We start from the raw sequence: 25,581 nt of genomic DNA on the forward strand, positions 1-25,581 counted from the left end.
GGCGCAAGGCCTTGCGCCCCTACCCTGTGGTCTATTTACCTGAAAATGGCTGTAATAAATAAATTAGAGAAAATCAGAGAAACTTTCAATCCCACGGTGACGCTGATACCATCAACCGTGGGATGGTTAAAGATTCCAAAATGCAAGTCTTTGAGCTATGCAATCACAGTAATATTACTACTGGTGAGGGCTGCATTAATTCGATATTAGCGCAACTACGAACAAATCAATTCACCAAGCATTGTTAACTTGGTGGACTACTATAGCGTTTCTCGCTCTAGTGAGGTACATCGGTAAGGGCACGGCAGTGCCGTGCCCCTACATCGCGTGATACAATTTTGTACCTCATCTGAATAGGAAGTGCTATAGTGTCGGTAGTTCACTAAAACAAAGCTAAATCGGTGACAGCACCAACGCTGCTAGAAGCTACTAATTTGGCATATTTCGCCAATACGCCTTTAGTGTAACGCGGTGCGGGGGGTTGCCAATTGGCACGACGACGAGCTAATTCGTCATCAGATATATTTAACTGCAATAGGCGAGCTGGAGCATCGATAGTAATGCTATCACCTTCTTCAACTAGGGCGATCGCACCGCCAACGGCTGCTTCTGGTGCAACGTGACCAACTACCATACCATAAGTACCGCCGGAAAATCTCCCATCGGTAATTAATCCGACTGCATCTCCTAAACCCGCACCAATAATTGCTGAGGTGGGCGCCAACATTTCCCGCATCCCTGGACCGCCTTTTGGCCCTTCGTAGCGGATGACAATCACATCACCTGCTTGAATCTTACCCGCCAGAATTGCATCTAAACAGGCTTCTTCAGATTCAAATACCCGTGCCGGTCCGGTAATGACTGGCTTTTTCACTCCGGTAATTTTAGCTACAGCCCCTTCTGTCGCCAGATTCCCTTTGAGGATGGCTAAGTGTCCTTGAGCATACATCGGGTTGTTCCAAGGACGGATTACATCTTGGTTGGGGTTTGGTTCTTCTGGTATATCTGCCAAGGCTTCGGCTATGGTTTCACCCGTGATGGTCAGAGCATCACCGTGGATTAAGCCATGCGCCAGTAGCATTTTCATTACTTGGGGAATGCCACCTGCTTTGTGTAAGTCTGTGGCAACATACTTACCACTCGGTTTTAAATCGCACAAAACCGGAACACGGCCACGAATAGTTTCAAAGTCATCGATAGTGAGTTCTACACCAGCAGCGCGGGATATTGCCAAAAAGTGCAATACGGCATTTGTGGAACCACCGACTGCCATAATTACCGAAATGGCGTTTTCTATAGATTTGCGGGTGATAATTTGGCGGGGTAAGATTTGCTTACGAATTGCTTCCACCAAGACAAACGCCGATTTTTCGGTACTCTCAGCTTTTTCGGCATCTTCTGCTGCCATTGTCGAAGAATATGGTAAACTCATACCCATTGCTTCAAAAGCCGAAGACATGGTGTTAGCCGTAAACATTCCCCCACAGGAACCAGCACCAGGACAAGCGTTGCGTTCGACTTCTGTTAGTTCGTTTTCGTCAATTTTGCCGGCGCTGTATTGACCAACCGCTTCAAAGGAACTGACAACAGTTAAATCCTTACCGTTGTATTTTCCGGGTTTAATTGTGCCACCATAAACAAAGATAGCCGGGATATTCATCCGAGCCATCGCAATCATTGCCCCTGGCATATTTTTATCACAACCGCCAATGGCAATTACCCCATCCATACTTTGGCCTGTACAGGCGGTTTCAATCGAGTCAGCAATGACTTCTCGCGAAACTAGGGAATATTTCATCCCTTCGGTTCCCATCGAAATCCCATCACTAATTGTAATTGTACCAAAGACCTGGGGCATTGCCCCGGCGGTTTTGACGCCAACTTCTGCTATGAGCGCCAGTTGATTTATCCCCATATTACAGGGGGTAATCGTACTGTAACCATTGGCAACACCCACAATGGCCTTGTTAAAATCCTCATCCTGAAAACCAACTGCACGCAGCATAGCGCGATTAGGCGATCGCTGCACCCCTTGTGTCACAACTTGGCTTCTTAAATTCTCCGACATTTTTTTTCCTTCCGTGCGATCATCGCAACTGTTGCGATTTTCTTCATTCATTTTCGCACTCATACGGCACACAATCAAAGATAAGAATGGACTCATTAATGATTAGTTATAAAATGTAGTAAAATATTACACAAATTTATCTAGTGTCTACGCATTGACAAATTAGATAAATAATGAAGTTATGACTTACGCACTAGGCTATTCGTGGAGATCGGGCATGGGGCATAGGGCATAGGGCATGGGGCATTGGTGAATTTTTCCTGCCCGGCGCCTGTCGCCCCATGCCCAACCCAAACCCTTGATTTTTCATAACGAGTGCGTAAGTCCTATTTTCTTAACCGGCGTTGCTGATTGTGGAAGGTTTCTAATTTATCCATCTCTCCAACTAATGGATTATTGCGATCGCCTGAATTATTGGCTCTAATGCTGATAAATCAAAGCTTACAAGCATTATAGTTTATTTGTGAAATTGGGGAAAAAATATGTCCAATGCAATTCCGCCTGAAGCGCTGAAAAAGCTTATTCTCTCACATCACAAACTAACCTTTTAAATAAAGACAGAGAAATAATAGTTGTATTTAACAAAGTTTGCGCTTCATTAAAGTCAGCATCACCCGTAATAAAAAAATCTGCCCCTGCTGCAATAGCACAAGCTAAAAACTTTGCATCTTTCCTATCTCTGGGAAAATCAACCTCCACATCCACATTAATTAGTGTTGTCACTGAATCAATCAAATAAACCCATCTTTGGTATTGTGCCTCAGTTAACTTGAAACGAGGACGCTTTAAAACTTCTTTATACTCTGTTATAATCTCTGCCGATACAACCCACTCAAAATCAGAATTAGCAATCACAAATAAAATTACTGCCTCTGGATTTTTATCAGCGATCACAGCAGATACTAGGATATTAGTATCAATAATAATTTTCATTCTCCCTGCCTATAAGCTTCAATTTCTGCTGCTATCTCTTCATCAGTCAAGGGATTATCTGCGTGTATCGCTTGTATTTCTTTGAATAACTTTTTTAATTCTGCTGCTAAAGTAGCCCTTTGATTATCCTCTGCTAAAATAATCACCTCAACTCTCTGTCCTGCTTGAAATGGTAAATCAGATAATACTAACTGCTTTGGATCTGCAATTGTGATGTAGGTTTTATAAGCGTTCATAATTTATCCAGTGACTTAACTTTTATCTACCCTTGTTCTAACAGCATCGCCACATTCTCTGCAATTTTCTCCTCTAATTCCCTCGCTTCCAGTATGTAGGGTGCGTTAAAACGAAGCGCAAAGCACCACAAATTACGGTGCGTTACGACAGCATTGTTCCTCACTCAACCGCTTGGTAAACTTAAAGTAAAAGCAGTCTGATTAGGCAAGGTGGGGTCAAGGGTAAGTTTACCATCGTGAGCCAGAGTAATTTCCCGCGCTAGGCTCAGTCCTAGTCCTGTACCCTCTACTTTACCAAAGAAATGGGTTTAAAGCCTCGCCCTTCGGTTCTTGCGTACTTAGCGTGCTAAATATGTTGAAAAATAAGCTTGAAATCCTTGCTGGGATAAGATGACAGCCATTATTTACTGCCTTTTAGGTCTGATGATTAAAATTTTGGCTATAAGCGCCTGTAAGCCTTGATTTTAAAACAAAGTTATCGACTGTAATTAAAAATTTAGCACGTTAAGTACGCAAGAACCATAATTTCTTTATCGTCTTCATGTTCAGGCAATGGTGCCATAATCTCCAATGTTCCTTGATCATAAGCAATTCGTGCTGCCCGATGTTCTCCTAAGTCCTCGATAATTGTTTCCAATTCTGTCCAAGTAACATCTTGTAGCAGCACTCTTTGTCCAGGTGGAACATGGATGCGCTTTAATTCCAACAACATCATCTCCACTCCCAGCAGCAGTTGATATCTATAGTTTTAACGCGAGAGCTTGTCATCGCGCAGCGTGTCGCAGACAAGGGTCAAAAGTCAAGAGTCCAAAAAACCTGGACTTTTGACTCTTGACCACCATAGCGGAAAATATATGTGCCCGCAGAGTAAGTCCTGACAGCATAAACAAAGTTCTCGGTGAGACTAAGGTCAAATTAAAAGGGAAAGAACTGCAGCAACACTGAGCCAAGACTGCCTACAAAATCAAATAAACTGGGTTTACCAGCGCTGATTTTACCATCTTGAGGTATTTGCAATTCTTTGAGAAAAGCTTGTGCTGTTTGGATTCCAGAAGTATTGCTTTGGGAGGTAAATAGTTTTTCGGCCTTTTGGGCATCCTCAAAGGCACCCTTGCGGTCTAAAATTTGGTAACGGGCTATACCACGGGCGAGGTAAGCCCCTGCATATTCCGGCTGAATGGCGATCGCCTGATTAAAATAATCTATAGCTTGTTGTTGGTTGCCTTTTTGTGCTTCTGCAATACCCCAAGCATAAAATTCTTCTGGTTTAGCAATTTGTAATGGTATACCAATTGCGCCTTGGAGGTTAGTACTGTTGAGGTCAACACCTGTAAGTTGTGCATTCCCTAAATAGCTATTTCTCAAATCAGCACCCACCAGATTTGCCCCACTGAGTTTAGCACCAGTGAGGTTGGCACCAAATAATCCAGCGCCGCTCAAGTTCGCACCCCGCAAATCAGCACCGCTTAAATTAGCGCGGCTGAGGTTAGCACCTGCGAGATTAGCACCACTCAAATTTGCTCCAGTTAAGTCAGCCAATACGAAACCAGCGCCAGTGAGGTCACAGTTTTGACATTCCTTGGTTGCCAATAACTGTCTAATATGTTCAGAATTAGCGGCTTGGACGGTGGTTGTCAGGCTAATTGTGGTTAAAAATGCTGCTGTGGCTAGAATTTGGCTTTTCATAATCGTTTTCGCAATATCTTTTGCTCAATCCTCAGACTTAACTGAGATGTATTTATACTTCAGCCTATGATATGCGAAACTTGTGCTGCTTGCCCTCTATTGTAGCCTATATTACTTAATTACTTGGGTAACAGTGAAAACTGCATCATTGTGCGAATTGATTTTTACATTGGTCTGACTGGAATTAGACCAACTCATTTCTGTAAATAAGTTTAGGGTAAATGTTAATATAGCTGCCAACAAGAGTTTTTCTAACATAATAATCACTCCCCACAACCGTCAAGTGATAACCACAATGTTTTTTCTCTTGCAGTATAATTTCACTTTCCATTTACCATACGTGATAACCGCGCTTCTTGAAAGTGATGTGTATTGAGAAAAACAGTGATCTTGATCACACATTTTTGAGTTCTTGATGGTGATATGGCAGTCTGATTGAAATTTTAAACCCAATACCCGTCAATGAAATTGAAAAAAAGACGGAATTTATTGGTTTTAAACCCGCGCAGGCGGGTTTTGTTTGTGTAGATGCGGTTTCTAACCGCCCTGTGATTTCATTCATTCACTAATATTTTTCACAACCATTTTTATAACCAATTGAGGATAGCTATAGGTAATTTGCCAATACTAACTCTACCTATTGATAGAGATAAAACTTACTCCGCATGAGTGATGAAGCATACCAAGAAATAAGGGTAAATAGATTTACCACGCTCAAGAAAAAGTGTGAATCAGTCGAATATTTCCTTTTTATAACTGGGAGAATAAAAAAATGGTTGTAGGTGTGCATAAGCGTGCTGCAGGCGTATTTTCTAATCGTCCAGATGCCGAAAAAGCGATGCAGGAATTGAAAGATTCCGGCTTTGCAATGGACAGAGTTTCTATTATCGCACGGGATGCAGACCACCAAGAGAATATTGCTGGTACTCAAGTGCGAGAAAAAGTTGGTGATTTAGCCGATGAAGGTGCAAAAGTTGGGGCGCTTTCTGGCGGTGCTTTGGGTGGTTTGACTGGCTTATTAGTTGGTCTTGGGACTTTAGCAATTCCGGGAATTGGACCAATAATGCTTGCGGGAGCCACAGCAACTGCTCTAGCTACGACGTTAGCAGGAGCCGGTATTGGTGCAGCAGCGGGTAGTTTAATTGGTGGATTAATTGGGTTAGGAATTCCCGAAGAACGAGCGAAAGTTTATGACGAACGAGTGCAAAAAGGAGACTATTTAGTTATCATTGATGGCAATGATGCAGAAATTGCTAAGGCGGAAGAAGTTCTCCATCGACGGGGTATCGAAGACTATGGGGTTTATCATCACCCAGATGGCAAAAATGTGACCAATAATGTTACTAATGTGGCTGAGAATGAATACGCGGTTGGTTATTTTTCTCATATCGAAGATGCAGAATCAGCAATTAATGATTTGCGAAATGCAGGCTTTCCCTTAAGTAAAATTACTTTAATTAATCGGGAGCCTTTGCGAAGAGAACGTTTTGCAGGTATTAATGTTGGCGATCGCCTTGATTCTAGTCGATGGGTACTTCCAGATCATCGGGTTAGCTTCTACAATGAGCGCATCAATGAAGGCGAATATATCGTGATTGTTAGTGGCACAGATACCGAAATCCAGCGTGCTGCTGCAATACTCACTGGTCATGGAATTAAACAGTGGCAAATTTACAAGCTAAACGGTTCGACCACTGCATCTTTACAAACAACTAAAAGGGCTATCGGTGTATTTTCTCATGGGACAGAAGCAAAAGCAGCACTAACTGAGCTGCGAAATGCTGGTTTCCCGATGTCCCAAATCTCAATCATTGCTCAAGATACCAACGGTAGTCGTGTTTCTGGTGTAGATAAAAATTTACCCACAGGGAAGAAGGTAGACGAAGGAGCAAAAGCAGGCGCCGCTACAGGTGGTGCTTTAGGTGGTTTAGGAGGCTTATTAGTTGGTCTTGGCGCTTTAGCAATACCTGGTGTGGGTCCTGTGATCGCAGGTGGCGCAGCAGCGACGGCTTTGGCGACAGCGCTGACTGGTGGTGTAATAGGAGCAGCAGCTGGAAGTATTGCTGGGGGACTCGTTGGCTTAGGGATTCCCGAAAATCGGGCGCGAATTTATAGCGATCGCTTCCAAAGAGGCGATTATCTAGTCATGGTTGATGGTACAGACGTTCAAATTCAGCAAGCTGAAATTATTCTGAAAAATCGTGGTATCCAAGAATTTGCCATCTATAACCCCAGTGATATAGATAACTTAAATCGCCCAGCTTTTAACCGAGGTGTTCGTCAGGAAACACCGATTGCAGAAGTTCAAAGAGAAAGTTCTCCTGTACTGATTATTGACCGCCGGGACGAAAAAGTCTAATCCAAATGGCACGAAGATAAGAGAGTAGCCAAAAATTATTCAAAATCCTCCTCACTTAAACTTTGTGCCATTCGATTAAATAATTTCCATAGACATCAAGCAAGTCGATAATTTACAAATTGATATCAACAATTAAACAAATGAAAAAACTAACTCCTTTATTAATTAGTTGCTTTTTAGTTTTTGGTGCATCTGCTTGTCAAAATCCTTCCAAAACAGCCGATTCGGCACCCGATAATCCTAATCAAGCTGTACAAGCACCGAGTCCCGAAGCAACAGAAGCTGCTCAAAAAGACGCTCAAAGTGAAGTCCGCAGAAGACAACTAAATGAGGATATTCGCGCCCGTGAACAGCGAAATAATGCCTCTGGCGGTGATACAGATAGAGCTACAGCCGACTTAGCTAGTGAAGTTCGCTCGAAGTTAGAGGCGAATATACCCAATGGTCAACTAACAGTTACTGCCGTCAAAGATGGCACGATAACTGTATCAGGAACTGTCACAAATCAGGAACAATTGGCTAAAATTCAATCTTTAGCTAAGGAAATTAAAGGTGTGAAAAATGTAGTAGTGAAGGCACAAGTTGCTCCAGCCAAAAGATAGGGTAGAAATGTTGGCGGTTGACCAAGCCAATTTTAGATTTTAGATTTTAGATTTTAGATTCTTTCGGTTCCTTGCAGGCCCCGCAGAATTTTAGATTTTAGATTTTAGATTTAATCCAAAATCCAAAACTTGTACTGAGCGAAGTCGAAGTATCCCAAATCTAAAATTGTTTGCCCCTTGTGGTCGGGGTCAATCCAAAATCCCAAATCCCAAATCCCAAATCGTTTGACGGTTAGCAGTATTTGCAAATAAATTACCGTCTAAAGATAGTAGATTTATGATTGTCAACAGCCTAATCAAGTTTTCAAAGTTATTCAAAAAACTTTTTCATGAGGGCATAATTTATGGCTAATGAAGCTGTTAATAAACCGATAGATTCATCCGAGAGAGTTGAAGAAGATACATATGATCGCGGTATTGTACCTGCGGAAACTGCGGCTCGTAGAGAAAGAGAAGGAGATAAGTACAAAACAGTCCCTACAGAAGAAAGTCTTTCAGATGCGCCTACCGATGACCAAACAAATCTTTACAGTATACGCACCACCGACGGCTATACGATAGACAGAGAAGGTTTATTGAACAACTACGCAGTTGAACCGGAAATGTACTACGAAGTACCTGGGGATGCGTGGGAAGAAACTGCAGAAGATTTAGCAGAACGTCATCAAGAACTAGCTGAATTGAATCAGGATTACCAAGATCAGTTAACAGCAGAAGGTGATAAACGGGTTGACATCTACCCCATCCCTAAAGGGAGGGGATTCTAAGAAGTTACCTTCTTAGGCTTTCTCTTTCCACGACTCGACTTACCCGGAGGAGTTTCCCCACCCATGCAGAGGTCGATGTCTCCAGAGACGATTAACGTTCCCGTGTGCCCCACGGTACGGAGTCCAATCTCAAGTATGTTCAGCGCTGCATTATGGTCACGGTCTTAGAGGATGTTTTCTAAGTTTTAGGGAGTCAAAAATTAAGCCAATCGCTTCACCATAATACGGATCATTGCAAGGTAGATAAAGGTTTCTGAAGTTTCGGGCAATAATTCATAATCTCTGGCCAATCGGCGACATCCCATGAACCAACCAAAAGTGCGTTCCACCACCCAACGTTTTTTGAGCAAAATAAAGCCCTTAGTTTGCTTTGGTCGCAGCACCACCTGGACAATCCAGCGACAAAAATTCATGACCCATTGCATGAAAGGCTCAGAATCAAACCCACCATCAACCCAAATGGTGGTTAAGCGAGATTGTGGCTGAGACTGTTTGACTCGTTTGAGAACTTGTTTCCCCCCTTCCCTGCGGGACGCTAACGCGAACGCGCTCACCCACATTGGCAGATGTAACCAAGACTCGTAGCACTAATCCCAAGGTATCGACTGTGATAAATCGCTTACGCCCTTTGATTTTCTTACCTGAATCAAAACCTACGTCTTGACTCACCATCGCTGCACTTTTTACACTTTGACTATCGATGATCGCTTCCGAAATTAATAATTAAGCACGCTAAGTACGCAAGAACCCACTTTAATAGCCTTTTTTAGCTTTGCTCTTGCGCTTTTGGCTATGGTTTATCGCATCGCCAGAAGTGAATCCAAAATCTACGAAGCCATTGACTCCCAGAATAATGCCCTGATGGAGCGTATTTTCCGTTTAGAGAGTAGGTTTGATGTCTACTTAACCAGTTTTCAAGAAAAAAAGGAAATGATTGATTATCTAATTCATGCCCTAGACGAAAAAATCAATCATAAATTCTCTCGGCTTCATGGCGACTTGCAGCAGTTGCAGACAGATGTGAAGGCGTTAAGCGGTAAAGGATAAAGCCCACAAGTAGGGTTTGCACCTACATTTCTCTCCAAAAGGTAGAGCGGACTGCTAACTTAGCCGATTGGGGCAAATTTACTTACTGGGGATTCGTCCTAGGGATTTAGCAATGCTAAACCCCGCTTTCGAGATCTATCTACCATCCAAAAACGATGAATAAAAGCCTGAAACGACCTATTTTCCTATATTGATCAAGGAGTTCTCCCTGGAGTTGGCTGTGATGTACCTAATTTAGATTCCAGAGTTCGGCGCAGCTGTGGGGTAAGTATTACACGATTAACTGCGTGAATCACTCCATTTTTAGCAGGAATGTCTGCTTGGAGGAGACTTGCATCATTTATAGTCACCCCTTGGGATGTCACACGAACAGTTACATCGCCACCAAGGGTTTTGAGTCTCCCAGATTTTAATTTTTTAGAAGTTAAATTGCCAGGTACTACATGATAACGCAAAATTTGGCGCAATAAATTTTTATTTTCTGGTTTCGTGAGGAATTCTAGCGCACCTTGAGGTAAAGCTTGGAAAGCTTCATCTGTGGGTGCAAAGACGGTGTAAGTCCCCTTAGAAAGAGTATTTGTCAGTCCGGCTGCTTGTATAGCTTGTGTTAGGGTGCTAAAGGGAGTATTAGCTTGTAAGATATCGAGGATGTTTGATCTGTTACTTTGCCCAGTAGGTGGAGATTGTCTAGGTTCGGGTCTCCTCTGGGTTGGTGGTGTTTGTTGAGCATGGGGTTGAGCCATGACTGGAACGCCAACGACAACACTCACGCCGATAATAGCAGCAATCACAGCTATTTTTTGAGATAGCTGATTCAGGTAATTAGTTTTCATGATTTCCGTTGTTTGCGATCGTCAAAACTTAATTACCTATTAACCTTATTGAAGAGTTATCAATGCTTCCTCTGACATTAGAGGTAAATTAAGTTTAAAACTGAATATGCTTCACTTAGCGCCAATAAACCACACAATTTAGGATTTTTGGCGCTAAATACACCGGATTGCGCTGTAAATCCTACGCTACCCAGTTCCAGATGGTAAAGTTGATGGCAGACAAATACAGGGATATCGCAAACCAGATTAAAATTAGATATCCCCAACGGCGCTGTTCACAAAACAACAAGCTTAATGCCAGTGATAAGGACACGATACCATAAGCGTAGCGATGGACAGACAGCAAAGCGCCGGAAAATATCAATAGTAACAATGAACAAAAGCCGTAGGCTACAATAACAGTAGTAAGTTTGCTGCGGAAGTACCACAACAGATAACCGCCACCAAAAACCATCACAACTTTAATTAAACCATCCTTACCTACAGATATCGCATCCTGAAATATATCCCACCAAGTCGGTTGCGCCCATGCTTTCTGTGCATGAGCAAATGCTAAGGGATCTTGGAAACGAATGGCGCAATAGATGGAGAATGAAAGCAATCCTAGTCCTACAGATAAACTCGCAGCATAGGCTATTGGTGGTCTTCGTTCTCTCCAAGCCGTAAATAGAAATGCTGGTAGTAGTGTAATTCCTGTTGCTCTAGTTGCGCTAGCCAATGCTCCGCAAACAGCAGCCCATTCATACTGACGGTTATCAAATGCTCGCAAAGCTGCTGTAGTGAGAAACAGAAATAAACCTTCAGTATAAATAATCGTACCATATAAAGACAACGGACACCAAGCCATGATAGCAGTTGCCCATCTAGCAACATTAGTATCATGACGCTCTTTTGCCCAATAATATAACAGCAGTAGGGCACCAAGAAAAGCTAGATTATTGACAATTGTCCCTGCGACTGCAAAGGGTAAGCCTAACAGCATTACCCCACGGATGATTAAGGGAAATAGGGGAAAGAAGGCGATAGAATGCTGATTACCATCATTTGCATAGTCATAGCCATTTATGACAATTGTTTGATACCATTTACCGTCCCAATGGGAGAATAGTTCCCAGCTGGGTTGAGGGATAAATCCCGGTGTGAAGCCTAGAGGACGCCAATATATTTCTAAAGGTGATGTATAGGTTAAAGGTGTAACAACCTGCATGGCAATTATAATTACCAATCGGCTGATTAGCCACATGGCGATTACAAATATAAATCCGTTGGCTGGAAGTTTTATATTTTGAATTAGTAATTTTATTGAATTTATTTTTACCATTTGTATCATAAAAATATAGTAATCATATTTTAGTAGGGTGCGTTATGGCTTCAGCCTAACGCACCGCCAGTTGCTACTGGCTCCCCTACAGTAATTTTATTTTTACTTGAGAAAAACATCTGAATTATTCTAGAACTGCGAGGACGGATTTGGGTAATAATTTATCTTTAAACCAAATGATTTTGGCGGGGACATCATCTAATTTGACGCCGGCTTTTTCTAAATTTAGCCGTTCAGAAATTGCCAAAATTAAGTTATCACACCCTGCACGTCGCACCTGATAAAATTTCTTTTGTAAATATTCTGGTCGCCAATAACCGACAATTTCTAATAAAAAGCTGCGACCATCACGATGCACTAAGCGAAAATCGGGAATCATCACGCTTCCAGGAATGGGGATTAAATCAACTTCTCGCTCTAATACCCAGTCAGATTTGAGGGCGTCCCATTTATCGGCAAAAGATGCTTCTAACATACTATCGTAAGGTTTACCTGGGGGATAGTGAGATACTAAACCACATTCAGAATTGAGAGTAAAACGTCCAGTTCGCCAAGCATTGGTGTAGGCGTCGCGAGTTTGTAATGTCGCCGCCAGACTCCATCTGGTAACGTGGAGTAAGGCGGGGATGAGTTTAGCGATCGCCAACCCATAGCGCGTACTAGAATTAAATAAACTCGTCGGTCCATCAATAGAAATTGTAAACCCGTGGTCAGCATCCCCTTCAATATAAGCCATCAATTGAAATAACTTAAGATAACGAAACAACAACTTATATTCTCCCGGAACATTCCGATGAGCATTTAATACTAATTTACTAGCCTTATAAAACACACCTGCACCTGCGATAAATTATAGCGATTTAATAAATCTTTGGCTGGTGGTGCCTCAAAAACCGTCAAAATTTTATTTTCAGCCAAATCAGCATATATACCTTGAAGCACCTGTTCCGGTAAAACTTCCCGTTCCAATTCCCGACTTAACTCATCAGCAACTTTACTCAAAGTAACTAGGGTAGATTCCTGACTTGGAACAGATTTTGCAGACAATGCAAACACCCTTTCTCTTAACATTGGTGGCTCCATTGGACTAACCACCTCAAAAGTACAAAAACTGCTTTTCAAAATATAAGCCAAACCCCGCTTCACCCGATAATCAGTCGTATCCCCCTCAAACTCAGCCAATTGACGTTCCAAAACACCTTGAGACTTCCCCACAGCACCTTGAAAATAATTAATCAACTCCGTCGCCAACGCCAACTCTTTATCATCAATCTTCAGCCTCTTGGGAATTATTTCCTCCCCATTGTGGCGATGCATCAGTAAATCTGTCGGTAACATCTGAACTTCCCGGTTTCGATTTTTTATCTTCCACTGAATACTTAATTTCTAACTGTTCAGCAGCCCGATAACTCCTTTCCTTCTCAACCCCATAAATCGGCTGCACAATATGCAAATTCCCCCTCTTTTCCTTCTCCCTTTTGCGTTCAGGGCGCCTCTGCGGTTCATTACTTTTCTGTTCCCCGCGACGCCGCGCCGAAGTTCCCTCCTCACTAGTATCCTCAGCCACCACCTCATATAAAATCGCCTGCTTATTTTCAATATTTCCCTTTCTTAAAACCCTCCCCAAACGCTGAATATATTCTCGCGTCGAACCAGTACCAGATAAAATAATAGCAACAGAAGCCGCAGGCACATCAACACCCTCATTCAACACATGAGAAGCAATCAAAGTATTATATTCACCCTCCCGAAACTTACTTAAAATTTCATGACGTTCCTTCACCGGCGTTTGATGAGTAATAGAAGGAATTAGCAAATCTTGAGAAATGCGATAAACCGTAGCATTATCAGCCGTAAAAATTAAAATTCTTGCAGGATAATGTTCCGCCAACAAATTCGCCAAAATTCTTAACTTACCATCAGTACCCAAAGCGATTTCCTTGGCTTCGCGATGAGCTAACATAGCTCTACGTCCAGTTTGCGACCTAGCACTCATTTGTACAAAACTTTGCCAACCTTGAATACTCCCCAAAGAAATTCTGGATTCCCGTAGAAAATCATTGCGGACTTGAATTAATTGGTTGTATCTTTGGCGCTCATGGGGCGATAATTTCACCTTAATTTGGACAATTTCATGATCTGCTAAGGCATTCCCCGCTAAATCTTCAGCCCGTTTGCGATATACTTCTCTACCAATGAGGATATTTAAGTCAGCATGTTTACCATCGGTACGTTCTGGTGTAGCCGACAGTCCTAAACGATAGGGTGCGATCGCATATTCAGCAATCACCCGACTAAAATCCGTCGGTAAATGGTGACATTCGTCAAAAATCACCAAAGCATATTTATTTCCCAAGCTTTCGGCGTGAATAGCCGCACTATCGTAAGTTGCAACCAAAATCGCCGTTTTATCCCGTGAACCACCCCCCAGCAACCCCACATCAGCATCAGGAAAGGCAGCCACTAGATGAGCATACCACTGATGCATCAAATCCAAAGTAGGCACCACAATTAAAGTAGTGCGGGGTGTCGCCTGCATCGCCATTTGTGCTAAATAAGTCTTACCCGCTGCAGTGGGAAGCACCACAACCCCCTGTCTTCCGGCCAGTTTCCAAGCCGCTAACGCCTCACTCTGGTGGGGATAGGGAGTCATTTCCAGACTAGGAACCAACTCTACCGGATAAAATTCCTTAGCCTCATCAATAAAATTAATTTCTTCAGATTGCAACGCTTCCACCACAGCACGATATCTCATCGCCGGAATGCGGAATTTTTCCACTCTATCATCCCATGTGGCATAGTCCATCCAGGCCTTGCCCCGTGGCGGTGGGTGTAAAATTAATGTGCCACGATCAAAATTTAATGTGGGGGTGCGAGCCATGTATTAGCTCTCTCCTAATTGTTTCACATTTATCTACTCATAGCGCAAAATGTGTTACAAATATCAATTTTGTTTTCGCCAAACAAGAACCCCACCCCCCAATAGTGCGTAGGTTTTGAGAAGTTGTTTCTTGAGCAGTAGCATATGAAGGGTACGTCAGCCAGGGAACCCCTTGACAGCACAAGAAATTTTCGTATTGATTACCAATGACTTTTGACAAATCACGACCCAAGCAAGTAAGGTTCAGTAGTTGATCTACTTATACCAATTTTTTATGAAGCTGCATAGAATTCGATCCCCCCTAGGGCGTGTTTTCAAAGTCTTATACAATACCACTAAAACGCTGACACATGTAGATTTCGCGTAGGGGCACGGCAATGCCGTGCCCCTACAGCTGGTATCATATCGTGTGGATTTAGGAGGATCGAGATATGTGCAACTTCACATTAAATTGGTATTACTGAGCTTGACAACAACAAAAGTCTGCCTGAGCAACATCGGATTCCTGAAAGGTATTGGCTCTCGACCATATACCAGCAACGACTGTGGTACTTAAAGAAAAATCATTGTCTTTGACTGCTAATGCAGCAATGTCTCCTATACCACTTGCGAATGTTGTTGTACCCACCTTTTGGGTAAGTGATTTCCCTGTTAAGGAAGCACCGTAAAGTTTTCCAAATTCCCCACAGGCTTGAGCGCAGGTTTGACCATTTCCTTGATCCGTCAAGGTTGATGTTCTGTTAAAGACAAAATTACGACGAACAGCGCCGACAATTCCAGGAGCAGCAGCAATCTCATAGCCGTCTGGCGTATATGGGCCTGTGTAAGTCGTCCGATAAGGGTGTTTCGCTAGACAATAAGCTGCTGCTGTTGCTGTTGTGTAATCTGACCACTCGTTAACTGCTGGAGCTGCTTTGGATAATTGTATAGTCAGGGTAGTACATACAATAAACGTGAGGAAGCCTATTACTATTAACAAGGATTTTTTCATGATGTTAAAACCAATGATAACTTACACTATCCAGAATTAATTGGATTACCATATACTTACCTAGTCAATCATTTCTGCTCCAGTTAAGCAAAATAAATAGACAATATAACATTAAGATAATCTTAAATTTTGCAATTAAGGCCATATAGCGGTTCTCAGTTGACTTAAGTCATGAGTAAGGAGTAATGAGTAAGGAGTAAGGAGTAAGGAGTAAGGAGTAAGGAGTAAGGAGTAAGGAGTAAGGAGTAAGGAGTAATGAGTAATGAGTAAGGAGTAATGAGTAATGAGTAAGGAGTAATGAGTAATGAGTAAGGAGTAAGGAGTAAGGAGTAAGGAGTAAGGAGTAATGAGTAAGGAGTAAGGAGTAAGGAGTAAGGAGTAAGGAGTAATGAGTAATGAGTAATGAGTAATGAGTAATGAGTAAGGAGTAAGGAGTAAGGAGTAAGGAGTAAGGAGTAAGGAGTAATGAGTAAGGAGTAAGGAGTAAGGAGTAAGGAGTAAGGAGTAAGGAGTAAGGAGTAAGGAGTAAGGAGTAATGAGTAATGAGTAATGAGTAATGAGTACTCATTGGGGATGGATAAACCGCCGACTTCCAATAAATCTAATTAAGTATCAGATTTAAGATATTCCTGTAATTGTTGTGTGCGCTGTTGTGTAGTCTTTTCTAAACAACCAAAATAAATTGTCGGAGCGATACTTCCCCCTTCATATCCACTTCTTTCAAACTCACAACTCGCATCGCGGAACTTAATCCAGGTCTGCTGTGCATTAATTAATTTTTGTTTTCTGTATTTGTCTAACTTTGGCAAGAGTTGTTGATAAACTCGATTCAATTTTTTATCGGCATTTTGATAAGAGAACAAAGCGCATTGATTGATTTCTAACTGAGTTTGAGCATTATTACAGTTGAGCTTTTGACTTAAGTAGATTTTTGGCATATCAGGCGTTGAGTTTGCCATTGTCACAGCAGCGGTAGATAAACTGCTGAAGGTTAGCATAGAGATAACAGTAGGTAATAACTGACGCATAGTAATAAATCAAATTATGTATAGCCAAACAATAGCAGAAAATCTGGCTGTGGGAGTGTCAAACATCAAAAAACCTATCGCTAGGGAGAAGTTTATATCTTACAAAGTTGTTAAGAATAATTTGATGAGTAAGTAATTAAATATAAAATGATCGTAATAGCCCTATTAGCGATGGCGTAGCCTCTGTCTACGACACGCTCCGCGTCACGCAGGGAAGGTAGAGAAACTTTACCTTTAGGGTAGCGCAACTACAAACATTTTGCGTTTTTTAAGTTTAACTACCTATTTTATTTTTCCTAATTCACTTTTTATACTTATGAAACGTTCCGCTCACCTGATTTTTAATCCAGTTGCAGATCAGGGAGACCCAGAACAACAATTAGTACAGATTCGAGCAATATTAGAGCCAGAAATCGCAAAATTCAGGAGTTAGTAGCTTTGAAACTTGTGTCAGAACCGTCCATCGCCAAAAAAATTCACAAGATGAAACAGCGGGTACAATGGCAAAACCCGTTAATTCTGGAACGGGGCATTGACCAGACTCGGCTAATGCTGGATGATGGTCAAGGGGATGATGATGAGTTTTCGTTTTTGGTTATCGGTGATAGTGGTTCAGGAACACATCCCAGACATAATCCCCAACGACGAGTGGCTGAACTGATGCTACCTCATCGCGATCAATGCCGTTTTATGTTGCATACGGGGGATGTAATTTATTTGGTGGGGTCGAGTGAGTTCTACCAAAAAAATTTTATTAACCCTTACCGAGAGTTTCTGGTGGGTGGAGAACATCCGCAACAGATCGCTTATGACCAGATGGTTTTCACTCTGCCTATTTTACCAGTACCGGGAAATCATGATTACTATGACCTGCCGATTTTATTGAGCTTGCTGTCTTTGACAACTTTACCAATTCGGCGGCTATTGCGATCGCGTTTAGAACTGAATGTTGGTTTACATGGTTCCAGAAGCGGTGACGCCTATGCAAGGGCTTTTCTGGATTATCTCAAGGCGTATCAACAGCCGACAGAACTAGCCGAGCATATAAATAAATACTACACTGCCAAAACAGACACAGGTATTTGTCTTGCTTATCAGCCTGGACGCTTTACCCGTCTGCCAAATCGCTATTATACCTTTCGTTATGGTGGTATTGACTTCTTTGCTTTGGATTCTAATACATTTAACGATCCGTCACCACTGCCAACTACACAAGATGGCGTTGCTCAACGTCATCTATTAATCAAGCGACGTGCAGATTTAGAACACCAGAAGCAACAAATCCTGGAGACTTCAGCGCAGATTAATCCTGATAACCCCAGTCAAGCTGAGGAATTGGACGACTTACAGGCTAAATTGTCGCAAATTGAAGAAATTATTGTTGATATCAACAAACAACTCACTTCACAACAAACAACCCAAACTGATACAGAACAACTGGAATGGCTCAAGCACAGACTTATAGAATCTTGGAATACCCCTGAAGTGCGGGGAAGGGTAATTTATTTCCATCATCCACCTTATGTCACCGAAGCCACAAAATGGCAACAGTCCCAAACCTTAGCAATTCGTAGCCACCTACGCGGTGTGTTGGATGAGGTTGCAGAAGTACTAGGTGGATTGACTCAGGGGCGTCCTTTAGTTAATTTGGTGTTAAATGGTCACGCACATTGTTTAGAATACCTGCAAACATTGGACACAGGACACGCTGATGCTCATATGCACTGGCTGATTTGTGGTGGTAGTGGGTTTAGTCTCCGACGCCAGCGGACTGAGGGACCAGATTTGATCGAGAATATTGGGAATGCAGATAAATTAATAGCGCGATCGCAATTCTTCATCGGTCGCAATGGTCAAGGTTCTCAGAAGCGAAGACCCTATTCATGTTTACGCATTGATGTCAAGGGCGGAAACCAACCCAAATTTATTATCCGCCCTTTGATTGCCGAATGGTATCAGCGACAGTGGCATAATTATGAACTTGAACCCTTTGTTATTTAACAAATTTTAGGCGTTTACAGCAGTTTTCAGGACATAACCACACCGTAGGGGCGCAAGGCCTTGCGCCCCTACCTTGCGCCCCTACCGTTTCTGTGTTCATTAGATATAAAAATGTGGTTCATTTACCTGAAAATCGCTGTAAGAGGCTTGCAGCACCTTCTTAGATGTCAAATGGGTTCTATATGACGATTCTGGAAGGCGATTCCTGAACTTTTCGAGTTAGAGGTCTTTTTTCAGGGAGCAACGCGATTTGGTAAGGTGCTAAAACCAGCGAGCTATATGGGTTTCAGCCTACAAGACAGGCAAAATAATACACCTGGTAAATAAATATTACAGAGCGGGTTTTATTGACAGTACTTACGCAAACTGAGTCAAACGTAGTGCAGCGTAGACGCGGAGCGGCTTCCCGGTAGTAATTAATGCCTACGGGACGCTAACGCAAACACTTCGTACCCTACGGGAAGGCAAATATAGTTAGGAGTTAGGAGTTAGGGGTCCAGAGTAAATTAATCCAATCCCCAATCCCCAATCCCTATTTCTCACTCATTTTCACCTGCTATTTGGTCAGCGCGTTCCAGTTCCCAGAGAATTTGATTACCTTCACGTCGTACCCGTGAAACTATCCAGTTTCGCCAGCGCCATTCGTCTCCGCGACTGGTGACGGCGCTGGCGTGAACGTCCATGAGGTCTGCTAGTTCGGAACTGGTGATTAAGTAGCCTTTTTCGGCGATTTCGTCGGCAATATGTAGTGTTTCGATTAAGTTGCGGAGTTGCGCTACCCTCATCTCAGCTGGTTTATCTTCGATTGTAGCGGGTGTAGGCGGGATATTTGGCTCCGTCATGGTAATTTCTGTTGCAACTGTACTGATTTCTTGTTTGCTTCTGTTAATTATTGTCGAGGTTGTGTCAATATCAGATACTTTTGCTACATTTGTTTGACTTATGGATGGTAAAGATTGATCACAATTGCTGGAAGATAATTGTTTGAGATATGGTATACTACCAGCCGCAAAGGCACGAGCGATCGCATCACAGCGTTCGTTGCCTATGTTACCAGAATGTCCCCGCACATGTTGCCAATTGACCAGGCGGCTATTAAGTTCATCTAGGGTTTCCAACAATTCTTGATTCTGGACTGGGTTCCCATCGGCTTTTTTCCAGCCTTTCTTTTTCCAGCCTTTGACCCATTTGGTGGCGCAGTTAATTACATATTCGCTATCGGTGTTGAGGGTGATGGGTTCTGTTTGTTTTGATTCTTTCAGGAATTGCAGGGCGGCGATCGCTGCTTGCATTTCCATTTTATTATTGGTGGTGTGGCTGGCTCCATCCCCCATTTCATGAATTGTGCCATCATTGAAGTAGACGACTACTCCCCAACCCCCAGGGCCAGGGTTGCCGGTGCAAGCGCCATCGGTGTATATACTTTGAATTGTGCGTTGGGTGGGCATGGTTTAAAATTATTGAACCGCTTCAGACGCAGAGGTCGCAGAGAAAATAGTTATTAGGGACGAATTTTAGCAAATAATCTGCACCTTATTATACCTGCGTTACCAATGAATTCAAGGGTGCGTTAGCCTATGGTATAACACACCCTAGGTCTAGAATACAGGGCATTCCTGATTCAAGATATTCAAATATTGAACCATACTGGCTTTCTTCGTCATTTGTCATTGGTCATTGGTCATTGGTAAACATTTGGGGCATATTTAAGTTTCGTAATATAGTTTTGTTTTTTCGCGCCGACTTACTTAGTTTGGCATCTTTTATTTATATGTATTTTATTATACTACAATTTTTGTATTAATACCTAAGTAAAAATAAAGTGTCAAGTATAATATAAACTAGCTATTAACTGAAAAATGCCTTATAATTCTAGTTGTAAAACAAAACGTCTGAGAATTTTTACCTAGATTTGTAGGGCTGATTTTAATGACAAAAATTACCTCAGTTTCAATATTGACTAAATATCTTGCCAAGGATGCCGTAATTAATTGGGAAGCAGGAAGCATTCCTATGTCCCAGATTCCTGATGCTAGTCCAGCAATCAAAGCTAATCTGAATTTCTACGATAACCCTCAATTGACAAAAGCCTATTTCGATCACTTACACCGGGACAATATTTTCAAAGAATGCTGGCAGGCCGCGACGGGTAGTTGGGATGATAAGATAGTTGTGGATATTGGCTGCGGTCCTGGCAATCTGTATGCAACGCTGGGTGGTTCACCACGACTATTGATTGGTGTGGATATCTCGCCCACCTGTCTAAAAATGGCGCAAAATATAGGCTACACACCTATCTTGGCAGACGCCCACAATTTACCATTTATCGAAGGATTTGCAGATATTGTCGTCATGAATGCTGCATTACACCATTGCGAAAATATGGCCATGGTTTTAGCAGAAGCTGCGCGTCTAGTTCGTCCTGGTGGGTTGCTGGTTACTGACCATGATCCGCAGCATACCGCCTGGAACTGGAAAGGTCTAGGAATGCTTTTGTATAAAATCCGGGCACCATTATATAGATTAATGTATTGTGGCAAATATATGTCGCAAGCAGAACATGGTGCGATGATCAAGAGTGAAATTCACCACAAACCGGGTGATGGTGTAGTCCGAGAACTGTACCACCAAACTTTGGAGCCTCTTGGCTTTACAGTAAAAGTATATCCACATAATCATAGTGTAGGGGCAGAGGTGTTGCAAGGCAATTATGGCCGCGCTGAGTTCAAATATCGCCTCGGTCAATGGTTGTCTGGCCTCAATCCTAACTCACCTGCTGGCGGATTATCATTAATGTGTATTGCCAGACGTGGCGTTAAATAATGCGTTCTCCTTGTTCATCACTTGTATCATGTCCGCTTAATTACTTACTAAACCTGAAGAACCCCAACCCGCCAAAGCTGTGCTTTTTCTCCCCTAAGCGCTTGCGCTTAGGGGTTGGGGGTGGGGTGTTTTATTATGGGTAATTGACCGGACATGATATTATTGGTATACGCAGTTTTGCCAAACCCAAATAACGGATACCTTCTGGAGAAATTTCAAATCGGCAGGGTAATACTTCTAAACCGAGGGATATAGCCTCTCTTAATAATTTACCATATATAGGGTCTGCACTATCACCAGAGGTAAACTCTTTACAATCACCACGATTGATAAAATAAAGCATGACTGCACGACTTTGAGGTAAAAGCGCCATTAGTTCCCGCAAGTGCTTTTGTCCCCTTGTTGTCTCTGTGTCAGGAAACAAGGCTAGAGTTCCTGCAGACCAAGTTGTGTTTTTTACTTCTAAATAAATCGGGCGTTCCTCTCCTGTCAAGAAAAAATCCACCCGACTTTTTTTATCTTGTCCATAAACCACCTCGCCTTTGATGTGGGTATAGTTCCCCAATTCAGCGAAAAGATGTTTCTCTAAAGCTAGCTTAATTACCCGATTGGGCAAAGCAGTATTCACCCCTACCCAAGTCGGTTGATGATCATCCACCTGAATCAATTCTAAAGTGTAGGCGAGTTTGCGCTGAGGATTATCACTCAAAGAAACCTGTACCGCACTACCAGGAGTTGATACTCCCGTCATTGGTCCTGTATTGGGACAGTGTGCTGTGACTATCTCCCCAGTCGCCAGTTCAACATCGGCAAAAAACCGCTTGTAGCGTTTGTGTAGAATACCAGGATAAAGCTGTGGGTAGCGGTAAAGCCAATCAATCATTTGTGTCTGTTGTCTGTTGTTAGTTATTAAGTTACAGCAATTTTCAGGTAAATAGACCACGCTTTTGGGGCGCAAGGCCTTGCGCCCCTACGAAGATCTGTGGTTATTGCGTGAAAATTGCTGTAACTTATTACACCAATTTTCACTCATGCCTTATCCTAACCGCCTTGGCGATTGCTATACTTTCAACCCTCAAATTTTTAGCCTTGTATATCATAAACTGACAATTTTTGTACTTATTTTTACAACAACTTAATAATAATTAGCCTATAGTGGGTGTTATAAACCTCCCATCAGAAAAAATTCGGGAGGGTTGCAACATGCAAGGAGGTCAATCCTATGCAACAAATTCGCTTAACAACGGAATTGGAATATGCCTTTCTATTTACGCTGAGAAAGGTAAATTCAATTAATACAGAAGAGTTTAAGCCATTTTTTAACGATTTACCTCTTGATCCTTACATCAAAGGTAAGTATCGATTGAGAAGATTATCTCGTTTCACCGTTTCTGGGGATAAGATAATTAAACTACCTCATGGCTATCTGTTCCAAAGTAAAGAATATAATCCCTTAGTTGGTGATGTCAAAAGAGAGTTTGCAGAATTAGATGATGCACTGATAGAACTAGATATCTTTCAAAAAATGATTTTGGCATTTAGTGATTCCTGTAAACTGCACCCAGAAGCGGAAATAGGAGTGCATCAGATTAGAATTAGCTGTTCGCCAGATAATTTCAGTAATCCAGCACCGGAAGGTATTCATCAAGATGGTACTGATTTTATCGGGATATTCTCTGTGGCTAGAGAAAATATTCAAGGCGGCGAAACACAATTGTTCACGGCTAAAAAAGAAAAGCCGATTTTTAAGAAAGTTTTGCATCCGGGAGAGCTTTTATTGGTCAACGATCATGAGTTTTTCCACTTTGCTAATCCCATTAAACCGCTGACTGATGCTCAGGGAATCAGGGATGTTTTTGTGCTGACTTCTCCTAGCTTGCTGGTTGAGTAAGTAGATCGGCGCAAATAAACCTGGTTATTTGTCATTTGTCATTGGTCATTTGTCATTTGTCATTGGTCATTTGTCATTTGTCATTTGTCATTTGTCATTGGTCATTTGTCATTGGTCATTGGTTAGGGTTTGGGGGGAATAGAGTCAATCTAATCAAATAGGACTTACGCAAGTGTCACAAAAGAATGTCAACTGGCACATATATTTCAATTAAAACTTAATGCTTGTAAGCTTTGATTTATCAGCATTAGAGCCAAATTAGTTATATGTGACAGTTTTTAGATAAATGTGCCATTTGCGTAAGTACTGTCAAAATAAAACCACAGATAAACACCGATTAATACAGATAATTAATCGGTGTTTATTTGTGTGCATCTGTGGTTTTAATCCCACATTCCGCACAGGGTAAGCGCATCTCTAGTAGGATTGACAAAAAGTAATGACTCATTACTCATTACTCATTACTCATTACTCATTACTCATTACTCATTACTCATTACTCATTACTCATTACTCATTACTCATTACTCATTACTCATTACTCATTACTCATTACTCATTACTCATTACTCATTACTCATTACTCATTACTCATTACTCATTACTCATTACTCATTACTCATTACTCATTACTCATTACTCATTACTCATTGAATTGGAATTAATACCTAATATGATTACTACTTATATTATGATTGGGTACTTTTTGTCTGGGTGCGTTAGGCTAAAACCGTAACGCACCTTATTAAAGATTTACCAAAGGCTATGAATGACGAATTCTACAATCGGGGATTGGAAAAGGCGAAGCAAAAGGACTATGCTGGGGCTATTGAGGAATTTAGCCGTGCTTTGGTCTTGATACCTGACTTTGCCCCAGCTTATTTTCAACGGGGTTTGGCGTATTATGATTCAGGAGCAATTCTGCAAGCTGTGTCAGATTTCACCGAAGTCCTGAAGCTGAATCCCGAAAGTGTAGAGGCTTATTATTCTCGCGCATTGGCTAGGGTGGGGCTGAAAAATCTTCCGGGTGCGTTGGAGGATGTGGAACGCGCTATTCGTCTGAATCGCAATTATGCTGCTGCTTATAGTTTGCGGGGAATGGTGCGGCGTAAACAGGGGTATATTCAAGATGCGATCGCCAATTTTAAACAAGCAGCAGAATTATATTTACAGCAAAAAGATAAAGAAAATTGTCGCCTATGTCTTGAAAGGATGAAACAGCTACAACCAGTAGTTAAACCAGCTGTTCAGCCTCCAACTTCTATAAGTGTACCGATCCAATCAGAAAAAGAATATTTCCGACAATTATTAGACAAGGCCGAAAAGGGAGACACCCGTGAGGCTATGGAAGATTTAAACTGGGTGTTGCAAACCGATCCGCAAGATGCACAAGCTTATTGCTGTCGTGGGGTGGTGCGTTGCAAAATGGGGAATTATCGGGAAGCGATCGCCGATTTTAACCAAGCACTGGGATTGAATTTTCAAGATGCGATTGTCTATCGTAATCGAGGTAAAGCACGTTCTGTTTTGGGTGATTATACTGGCGCGATCGCCGATTTTAACCAAGCTATCCAAATTCAACCCCAGGATGCCTTAGTCTATATTGCCAGAGGAAATGCCTATCGCGCAGCTGGTAATTATCTCGGTGCAATTCAAGATTACACCCAAGCCCTACAAATTGATTCCGCGAATCCCCAAGCTTATTTCAATCGTGGTATTGCCTATACTTGTTTAGAAGAAATGCAACAAGCAGTAGCAGATTATCAGCAAGCCGCTAGTATCTTTTGTGAACAAGAAGACTGGGATAATTACCAGGAAGTTTTAGATAACCTCCAGAAAATACATACATCTACGCCAGAAACCAAAAATCAAAAGTATAAGTTACTACGCCAAAAGCTTTTGCGTCTAGTTGGCGGACATTGGGAAATCGCCGAACGAATGATACAGCAGCAGGAGGATTACTATCCTGGGATGTCACAGGAGTGGTATGTGCAAAAAGTAATTGAGGAATGGGAACGCGATCGGGAATAGGGATTGGGGATTGCACTTCGGCTCCGCTCAGTTACCAGGGGTTGGGGAATAGAGAAAAGCAGAACAAAGCCTGACGAAAAGGT

General features: G+C 42.1%; 22 protein-coding genes and 5 pseudogenes. 10 read left to right on the forward strand and 17 right to left on the reverse strand.

Annotated features, from left to right (window positions below):
- Positions 1-382: 382 nt before the first annotated feature.
- The 7 genes and pseudogenes from ilvD to HEQ19_26630 all read right to left on the reverse strand — a co-directional run bounded on the left by ilvD (position 383) and on the right by HEQ19_26630 (position 5,181).
- Entirely contained in the window at positions 383-2,068 is a 1,686-nt protein-coding gene (gene ilvD, locus HEQ19_26605; protein ID WYM03643.1) for a dihydroxy-acid dehydratase, read from the reverse strand.
- Positions 2,069-2,587: 519 nt separating this feature from the next.
- Positions 2,588-3,001, reverse strand: coding sequence for a putative toxin-antitoxin system toxin component, PIN family (locus HEQ19_26610; protein WYM02513.1), 414 nt, complete (start codon positions 2,999-3,001; stop codon positions 2,588-2,590).
- On the reverse strand, positions 2,998-3,237 hold the full coding sequence (locus HEQ19_26615) for a hypothetical protein (GenBank protein WYM02514.1): 240 nt from the start codon (positions 3,235-3,237) through the stop codon (positions 2,998-3,000). Before HEQ19_26615 ends, HEQ19_26610 begins: the two co-directional genes overlap by 4 nt.
- Positions 3,238-3,401: 164 nt before the next feature.
- On the reverse strand, positions 3,402-3,506 hold the full coding sequence (locus HEQ19_31395) for a hypothetical protein (protein WZI67241.1): 105 nt from the start codon (positions 3,504-3,506) through the stop codon (positions 3,402-3,404).
- A 254-nt stretch (positions 3,507-3,760) separates the two neighbouring features.
- Positions 3,761-3,949: pseudogene (locus HEQ19_26620) on the reverse strand (Uma2 family endonuclease).
- 203 nt (positions 3,950-4,152) lie between these two features.
- Positions 4,153-4,923: a pentapeptide repeat-containing protein gene (locus HEQ19_26625; protein ID WYM02515.1), complete on the reverse strand. Its 771-nt coding sequence runs from the start codon at positions 4,921-4,923 to the stop codon at positions 4,153-4,155.
- Positions 4,924-5,034: 111 nt separating this feature from the next.
- Complete coding sequence (locus HEQ19_26630; protein WYM02516.1) at positions 5,035-5,181, reverse strand: hypothetical protein; 147 nt, start codon at positions 5,179-5,181, stop codon at positions 5,035-5,037.
- Positions 5,182-5,695: 514 nt separating this feature from the next.
- Here HEQ19_26630 and HEQ19_26635 point away from each other — a divergent pair.
- The 3 genes from HEQ19_26635 (at position 5,696) to HEQ19_26650 (ending at position 8,651) form a co-directional block, all read left to right on the forward strand.
- Positions 5,696-7,282, forward strand: a complete 1,587-nt coding sequence (locus HEQ19_26635) for a general stress protein (protein WYM02517.1) — start codon at positions 5,696-5,698, stop codon at positions 7,280-7,282.
- Positions 7,283-7,422: 140 nt separating this feature from the next.
- The gene (locus HEQ19_26640) at positions 7,423-7,884 is read left to right on the forward strand and encodes a BON domain-containing protein (GenBank protein WYM02518.1); all 462 of its coding nucleotides are present in this window, start codon (positions 7,423-7,425) and stop codon (positions 7,882-7,884) included.
- A 344-nt stretch (positions 7,885-8,228) separates the two neighbouring features.
- Positions 8,229-8,651, forward strand: a complete 423-nt coding sequence (locus HEQ19_26650; protein ID WYM02520.1) for a hypothetical protein — start codon at positions 8,229-8,231, stop codon at positions 8,649-8,651.
- Here HEQ19_26650 and HEQ19_31400 read toward each other — a convergent pair.
- Positions 8,648-8,815, reverse strand: a pseudogene (locus HEQ19_31400) (RNA-guided endonuclease TnpB family protein). The gene HEQ19_26650 and the pseudogene HEQ19_31400 sit on opposite strands and share 4 nt — an antisense overlap.
- 36 nt (positions 8,816-8,851) lie before the next feature.
- Positions 8,852-9,365 (reverse strand): annotated as a pseudogene (locus tag HEQ19_26655) (transposase).
- A gap of 78 nt (positions 9,366-9,443) precedes the next feature.
- On the opposite strand from HEQ19_26655, the gene HEQ19_26660 reads away from it, so the two are divergent.
- Positions 9,444-9,698, forward strand: coding sequence for a hypothetical protein (locus HEQ19_26660; GenBank protein WYM02521.1), 255 nt, complete (start codon positions 9,444-9,446; stop codon positions 9,696-9,698).
- A gap of 194 nt (positions 9,699-9,892) precedes the next feature.
- Here HEQ19_26660 and HEQ19_26665 read toward each other — a convergent pair whose 3' ends face one another.
- The 6 genes and pseudogenes from HEQ19_26665 to HEQ19_26690 form a co-directional block, all read right to left on the reverse strand.
- Positions 9,893-10,531, reverse strand: a complete 639-nt coding sequence (locus HEQ19_26665; protein ID WYM02522.1) for a fasciclin domain-containing protein — start codon at positions 10,529-10,531, stop codon at positions 9,893-9,895.
- Positions 10,532-10,712: 181 nt separating this feature from the next.
- Entirely contained in the window at positions 10,713-11,852 is a 1,140-nt protein-coding gene (locus tag HEQ19_26670) for a hypothetical protein (GenBank protein ID WYM03644.2), read from the reverse strand.
- A 124-nt stretch (positions 11,853-11,976) separates the two neighbouring features.
- Positions 11,977-13,190: pseudogene (locus HEQ19_26675) on the reverse strand (DUF790 family protein).
- Positions 13,120-14,733: a DEAD/DEAH box helicase family protein gene (locus tag HEQ19_26680; GenBank protein WYM02523.1), complete on the reverse strand. Its 1,614-nt coding sequence runs from the start codon at positions 14,731-14,733 to the stop codon at positions 13,120-13,122. The pseudogene HEQ19_26675 and the gene HEQ19_26680 overlap by 71 nt, the downstream one beginning before the upstream one ends.
- 457 nt (positions 14,734-15,190) lie before the next feature.
- The gene (locus HEQ19_26685; protein WYM02524.1) at positions 15,191-15,724 is read right to left on the reverse strand and encodes a hypothetical protein; all 534 of its coding nucleotides are present in this window, start codon (positions 15,722-15,724) and stop codon (positions 15,191-15,193) included.
- A gap of 605 nt (positions 15,725-16,329) precedes the next feature.
- The gene (locus tag HEQ19_26690; GenBank protein WYM02525.1) at positions 16,330-16,752 is read right to left on the reverse strand and encodes a lysozyme inhibitor LprI family protein; all 423 of its coding nucleotides are present in this window, start codon (positions 16,750-16,752) and stop codon (positions 16,330-16,332) included.
- 316 nt (positions 16,753-17,068) lie between these two features.
- On the opposite strand from HEQ19_26690, the pseudogene HEQ19_26695 reads away from it, so the two are divergent.
- Positions 17,069-17,167: pseudogene (locus HEQ19_26695) on the forward strand (lipid kinase).
- 23 nt (positions 17,168-17,190) lie between these two features.
- On the forward strand, positions 17,191-18,753 hold the full coding sequence (locus tag HEQ19_26700; protein WYM02526.1) for a metallophosphoesterase: 1,563 nt from the start codon (positions 17,191-17,193) through the stop codon (positions 18,751-18,753).
- 539 nt (positions 18,754-19,292) lie between these two features.
- Here HEQ19_26700 and rnhA read toward each other — a convergent pair.
- A complete protein-coding gene (rnhA, locus tag HEQ19_26705) occupies positions 19,293-20,201 on the reverse strand; it encodes a ribonuclease HI (GenBank protein ID WYM02527.1) in 909 nt (302 codons plus the stop codon).
- Between the two features lie 508 nt (positions 20,202-20,709).
- On the opposite strand from rnhA, the gene HEQ19_26710 reads away from it, so the two are divergent.
- Positions 20,710-21,576, forward strand: coding sequence for a class I SAM-dependent methyltransferase (locus tag HEQ19_26710; GenBank protein ID WYM02528.2), 867 nt, complete (start codon positions 20,710-20,712; stop codon positions 21,574-21,576).
- Between the two features lie 133 nt (positions 21,577-21,709).
- Here the strand turns inward: HEQ19_26710 and sfsA are convergent, their stop codons facing one another.
- The gene (gene sfsA / locus HEQ19_26715; protein ID WYM02529.1) at positions 21,710-22,459 is read right to left on the reverse strand and encodes a DNA/RNA nuclease SfsA; all 750 of its coding nucleotides are present in this window, start codon (positions 22,457-22,459) and stop codon (positions 21,710-21,712) included.
- 339 nt (positions 22,460-22,798) lie between these two features.
- Between sfsA and HEQ19_26720 the strand changes: the two genes are divergently transcribed.
- The 3 genes from HEQ19_26720 (at position 22,799) to HEQ19_26730 (ending at position 25,498) form a co-directional block, all read left to right on the forward strand.
- On the forward strand, positions 22,799-23,467 hold the full coding sequence (locus tag HEQ19_26720; GenBank protein WYM02530.1) for a 2OG-Fe dioxygenase family protein: 669 nt from the start codon (positions 22,799-22,801) through the stop codon (positions 23,465-23,467).
- Between the two features lie 439 nt (positions 23,468-23,906).
- Positions 23,907-24,203 (forward strand): hypothetical protein, encoded by a 297-nt coding sequence (locus tag HEQ19_26725; GenBank protein ID WYM02531.1) that lies wholly within the window; start codon positions 23,907-23,909, stop codon positions 24,201-24,203.
- A 29-nt stretch (positions 24,204-24,232) separates the two neighbouring features.
- Positions 24,233-25,498 carry a tetratricopeptide repeat protein gene (locus tag HEQ19_26730; GenBank protein WYM02532.1) on the forward strand — a complete coding sequence of 422 codons (1,266 nt, stop codon included), beginning with the start codon at positions 24,233-24,235 and terminating at the stop codon, positions 25,496-25,498.
- The last annotated feature ends 83 nt before the right edge of the window (positions 25,499-25,581 follow it).

The sequence above is a fragment of the Gloeotrichia echinulata CP02 genome (assembly GCA_038087035.1).
In the GTDB taxonomy this organism is placed as follows: Bacteria; Cyanobacteriota; Cyanobacteriia; order Cyanobacteriales; family Nostocaceae; genus Gloeotrichia; species Gloeotrichia echinulata.

Bases quoted from the DNA above. Each gene is read 5' to 3' on its own strand.
- HEQ19_26665 (WYM02522.1), bottom strand. From the start codon at position 10,531: ATGAAAACTAATTACCTGAATCAGCTATCTCAAAAAATAGCTGTGATT.
- HEQ19_26730 (WYM02532.1), top strand. From the start codon at position 24,233: ATGAATGACGAATTCTACAATCGGGGATTGGAAAAGGCGAAGCAAAAG.
- HEQ19_26650 (WYM02520.1), top strand. From the start codon at position 8,229: ATGGCTAATGAAGCTGTTAATAAACCGATAGATTCATCCGAGAGAGTT.
- HEQ19_26725 (WYM02531.1), top strand. From the start codon at position 23,907: ATGACTCATTACTCATTACTCATTACTCATTACTCATTACTCATTACT.
- HEQ19_26660 (WYM02521.1), top strand. From the start codon at position 9,444: ATGGTTTATCGCATCGCCAGAAGTGAATCCAAAATCTACGAAGCCATT.
- HEQ19_26610 (WYM02513.1), bottom strand. From the start codon at position 3,001: ATGAAAATTATTATTGATACTAATATCCTAGTATCTGCTGTGATCGCT.
- HEQ19_26685 (WYM02524.1), bottom strand. From the start codon at position 15,724: ATGAAAAAATCCTTGTTAATAGTAATAGGCTTCCTCACGTTTATTGTA.
- HEQ19_26680 (WYM02523.1), bottom strand. From the start codon at position 14,733: ATGGCTCGCACCCCCACATTAAATTTTGATCGTGGCACATTAATTTTA.
- HEQ19_26615 (WYM02514.1), bottom strand. From the start codon at position 3,237: ATGAACGCTTATAAAACCTACATCACAATTGCAGATCCAAAGCAGTTA.
- sfsA (WYM02529.1), bottom strand. From the start codon at position 22,459: ATGATTGATTGGCTTTACCGCTACCCACAGCTTTATCCTGGTATTCTA.
- HEQ19_26670 (WYM03644.2), bottom strand. From the start codon at position 11,852: ATGGTAAAAATAAATTCAATAAAATTACTAATTCAAAATATAAAACTT.
- HEQ19_26720 (WYM02530.1), top strand. From the start codon at position 22,799: ATGCAACAAATTCGCTTAACAACGGAATTGGAATATGCCTTTCTATTT.
- HEQ19_26640 (WYM02518.1), top strand. From the start codon at position 7,423: ATGAAAAAACTAACTCCTTTATTAATTAGTTGCTTTTTAGTTTTTGGT.
- HEQ19_26625 (WYM02515.1), bottom strand. From the start codon at position 4,923: ATGAAAAGCCAAATTCTAGCCACAGCAGCATTTTTAACCACAATTAGC.
- HEQ19_26630 (WYM02516.1), bottom strand. From the start codon at position 5,181: ATGTTAGAAAAACTCTTGTTGGCAGCTATATTAACATTTACCCTAAAC.
- HEQ19_26635 (WYM02517.1), top strand. From the start codon at position 5,696: ATGGTTGTAGGTGTGCATAAGCGTGCTGCAGGCGTATTTTCTAATCGT.
- HEQ19_26690 (WYM02525.1), bottom strand. From the start codon at position 16,752: ATGCGTCAGTTATTACCTACTGTTATCTCTATGCTAACCTTCAGCAGT.
- rnhA (WYM02527.1), bottom strand. From the start codon at position 20,201: ATGCCCACCCAACGCACAATTCAAAGTATATACACCGATGGCGCTTGC.
- ilvD (WYM03643.1), bottom strand. From the start codon at position 2,068: ATGTCGGAGAATTTAAGAAGCCAAGTTGTGACACAAGGGGTGCAGCGA.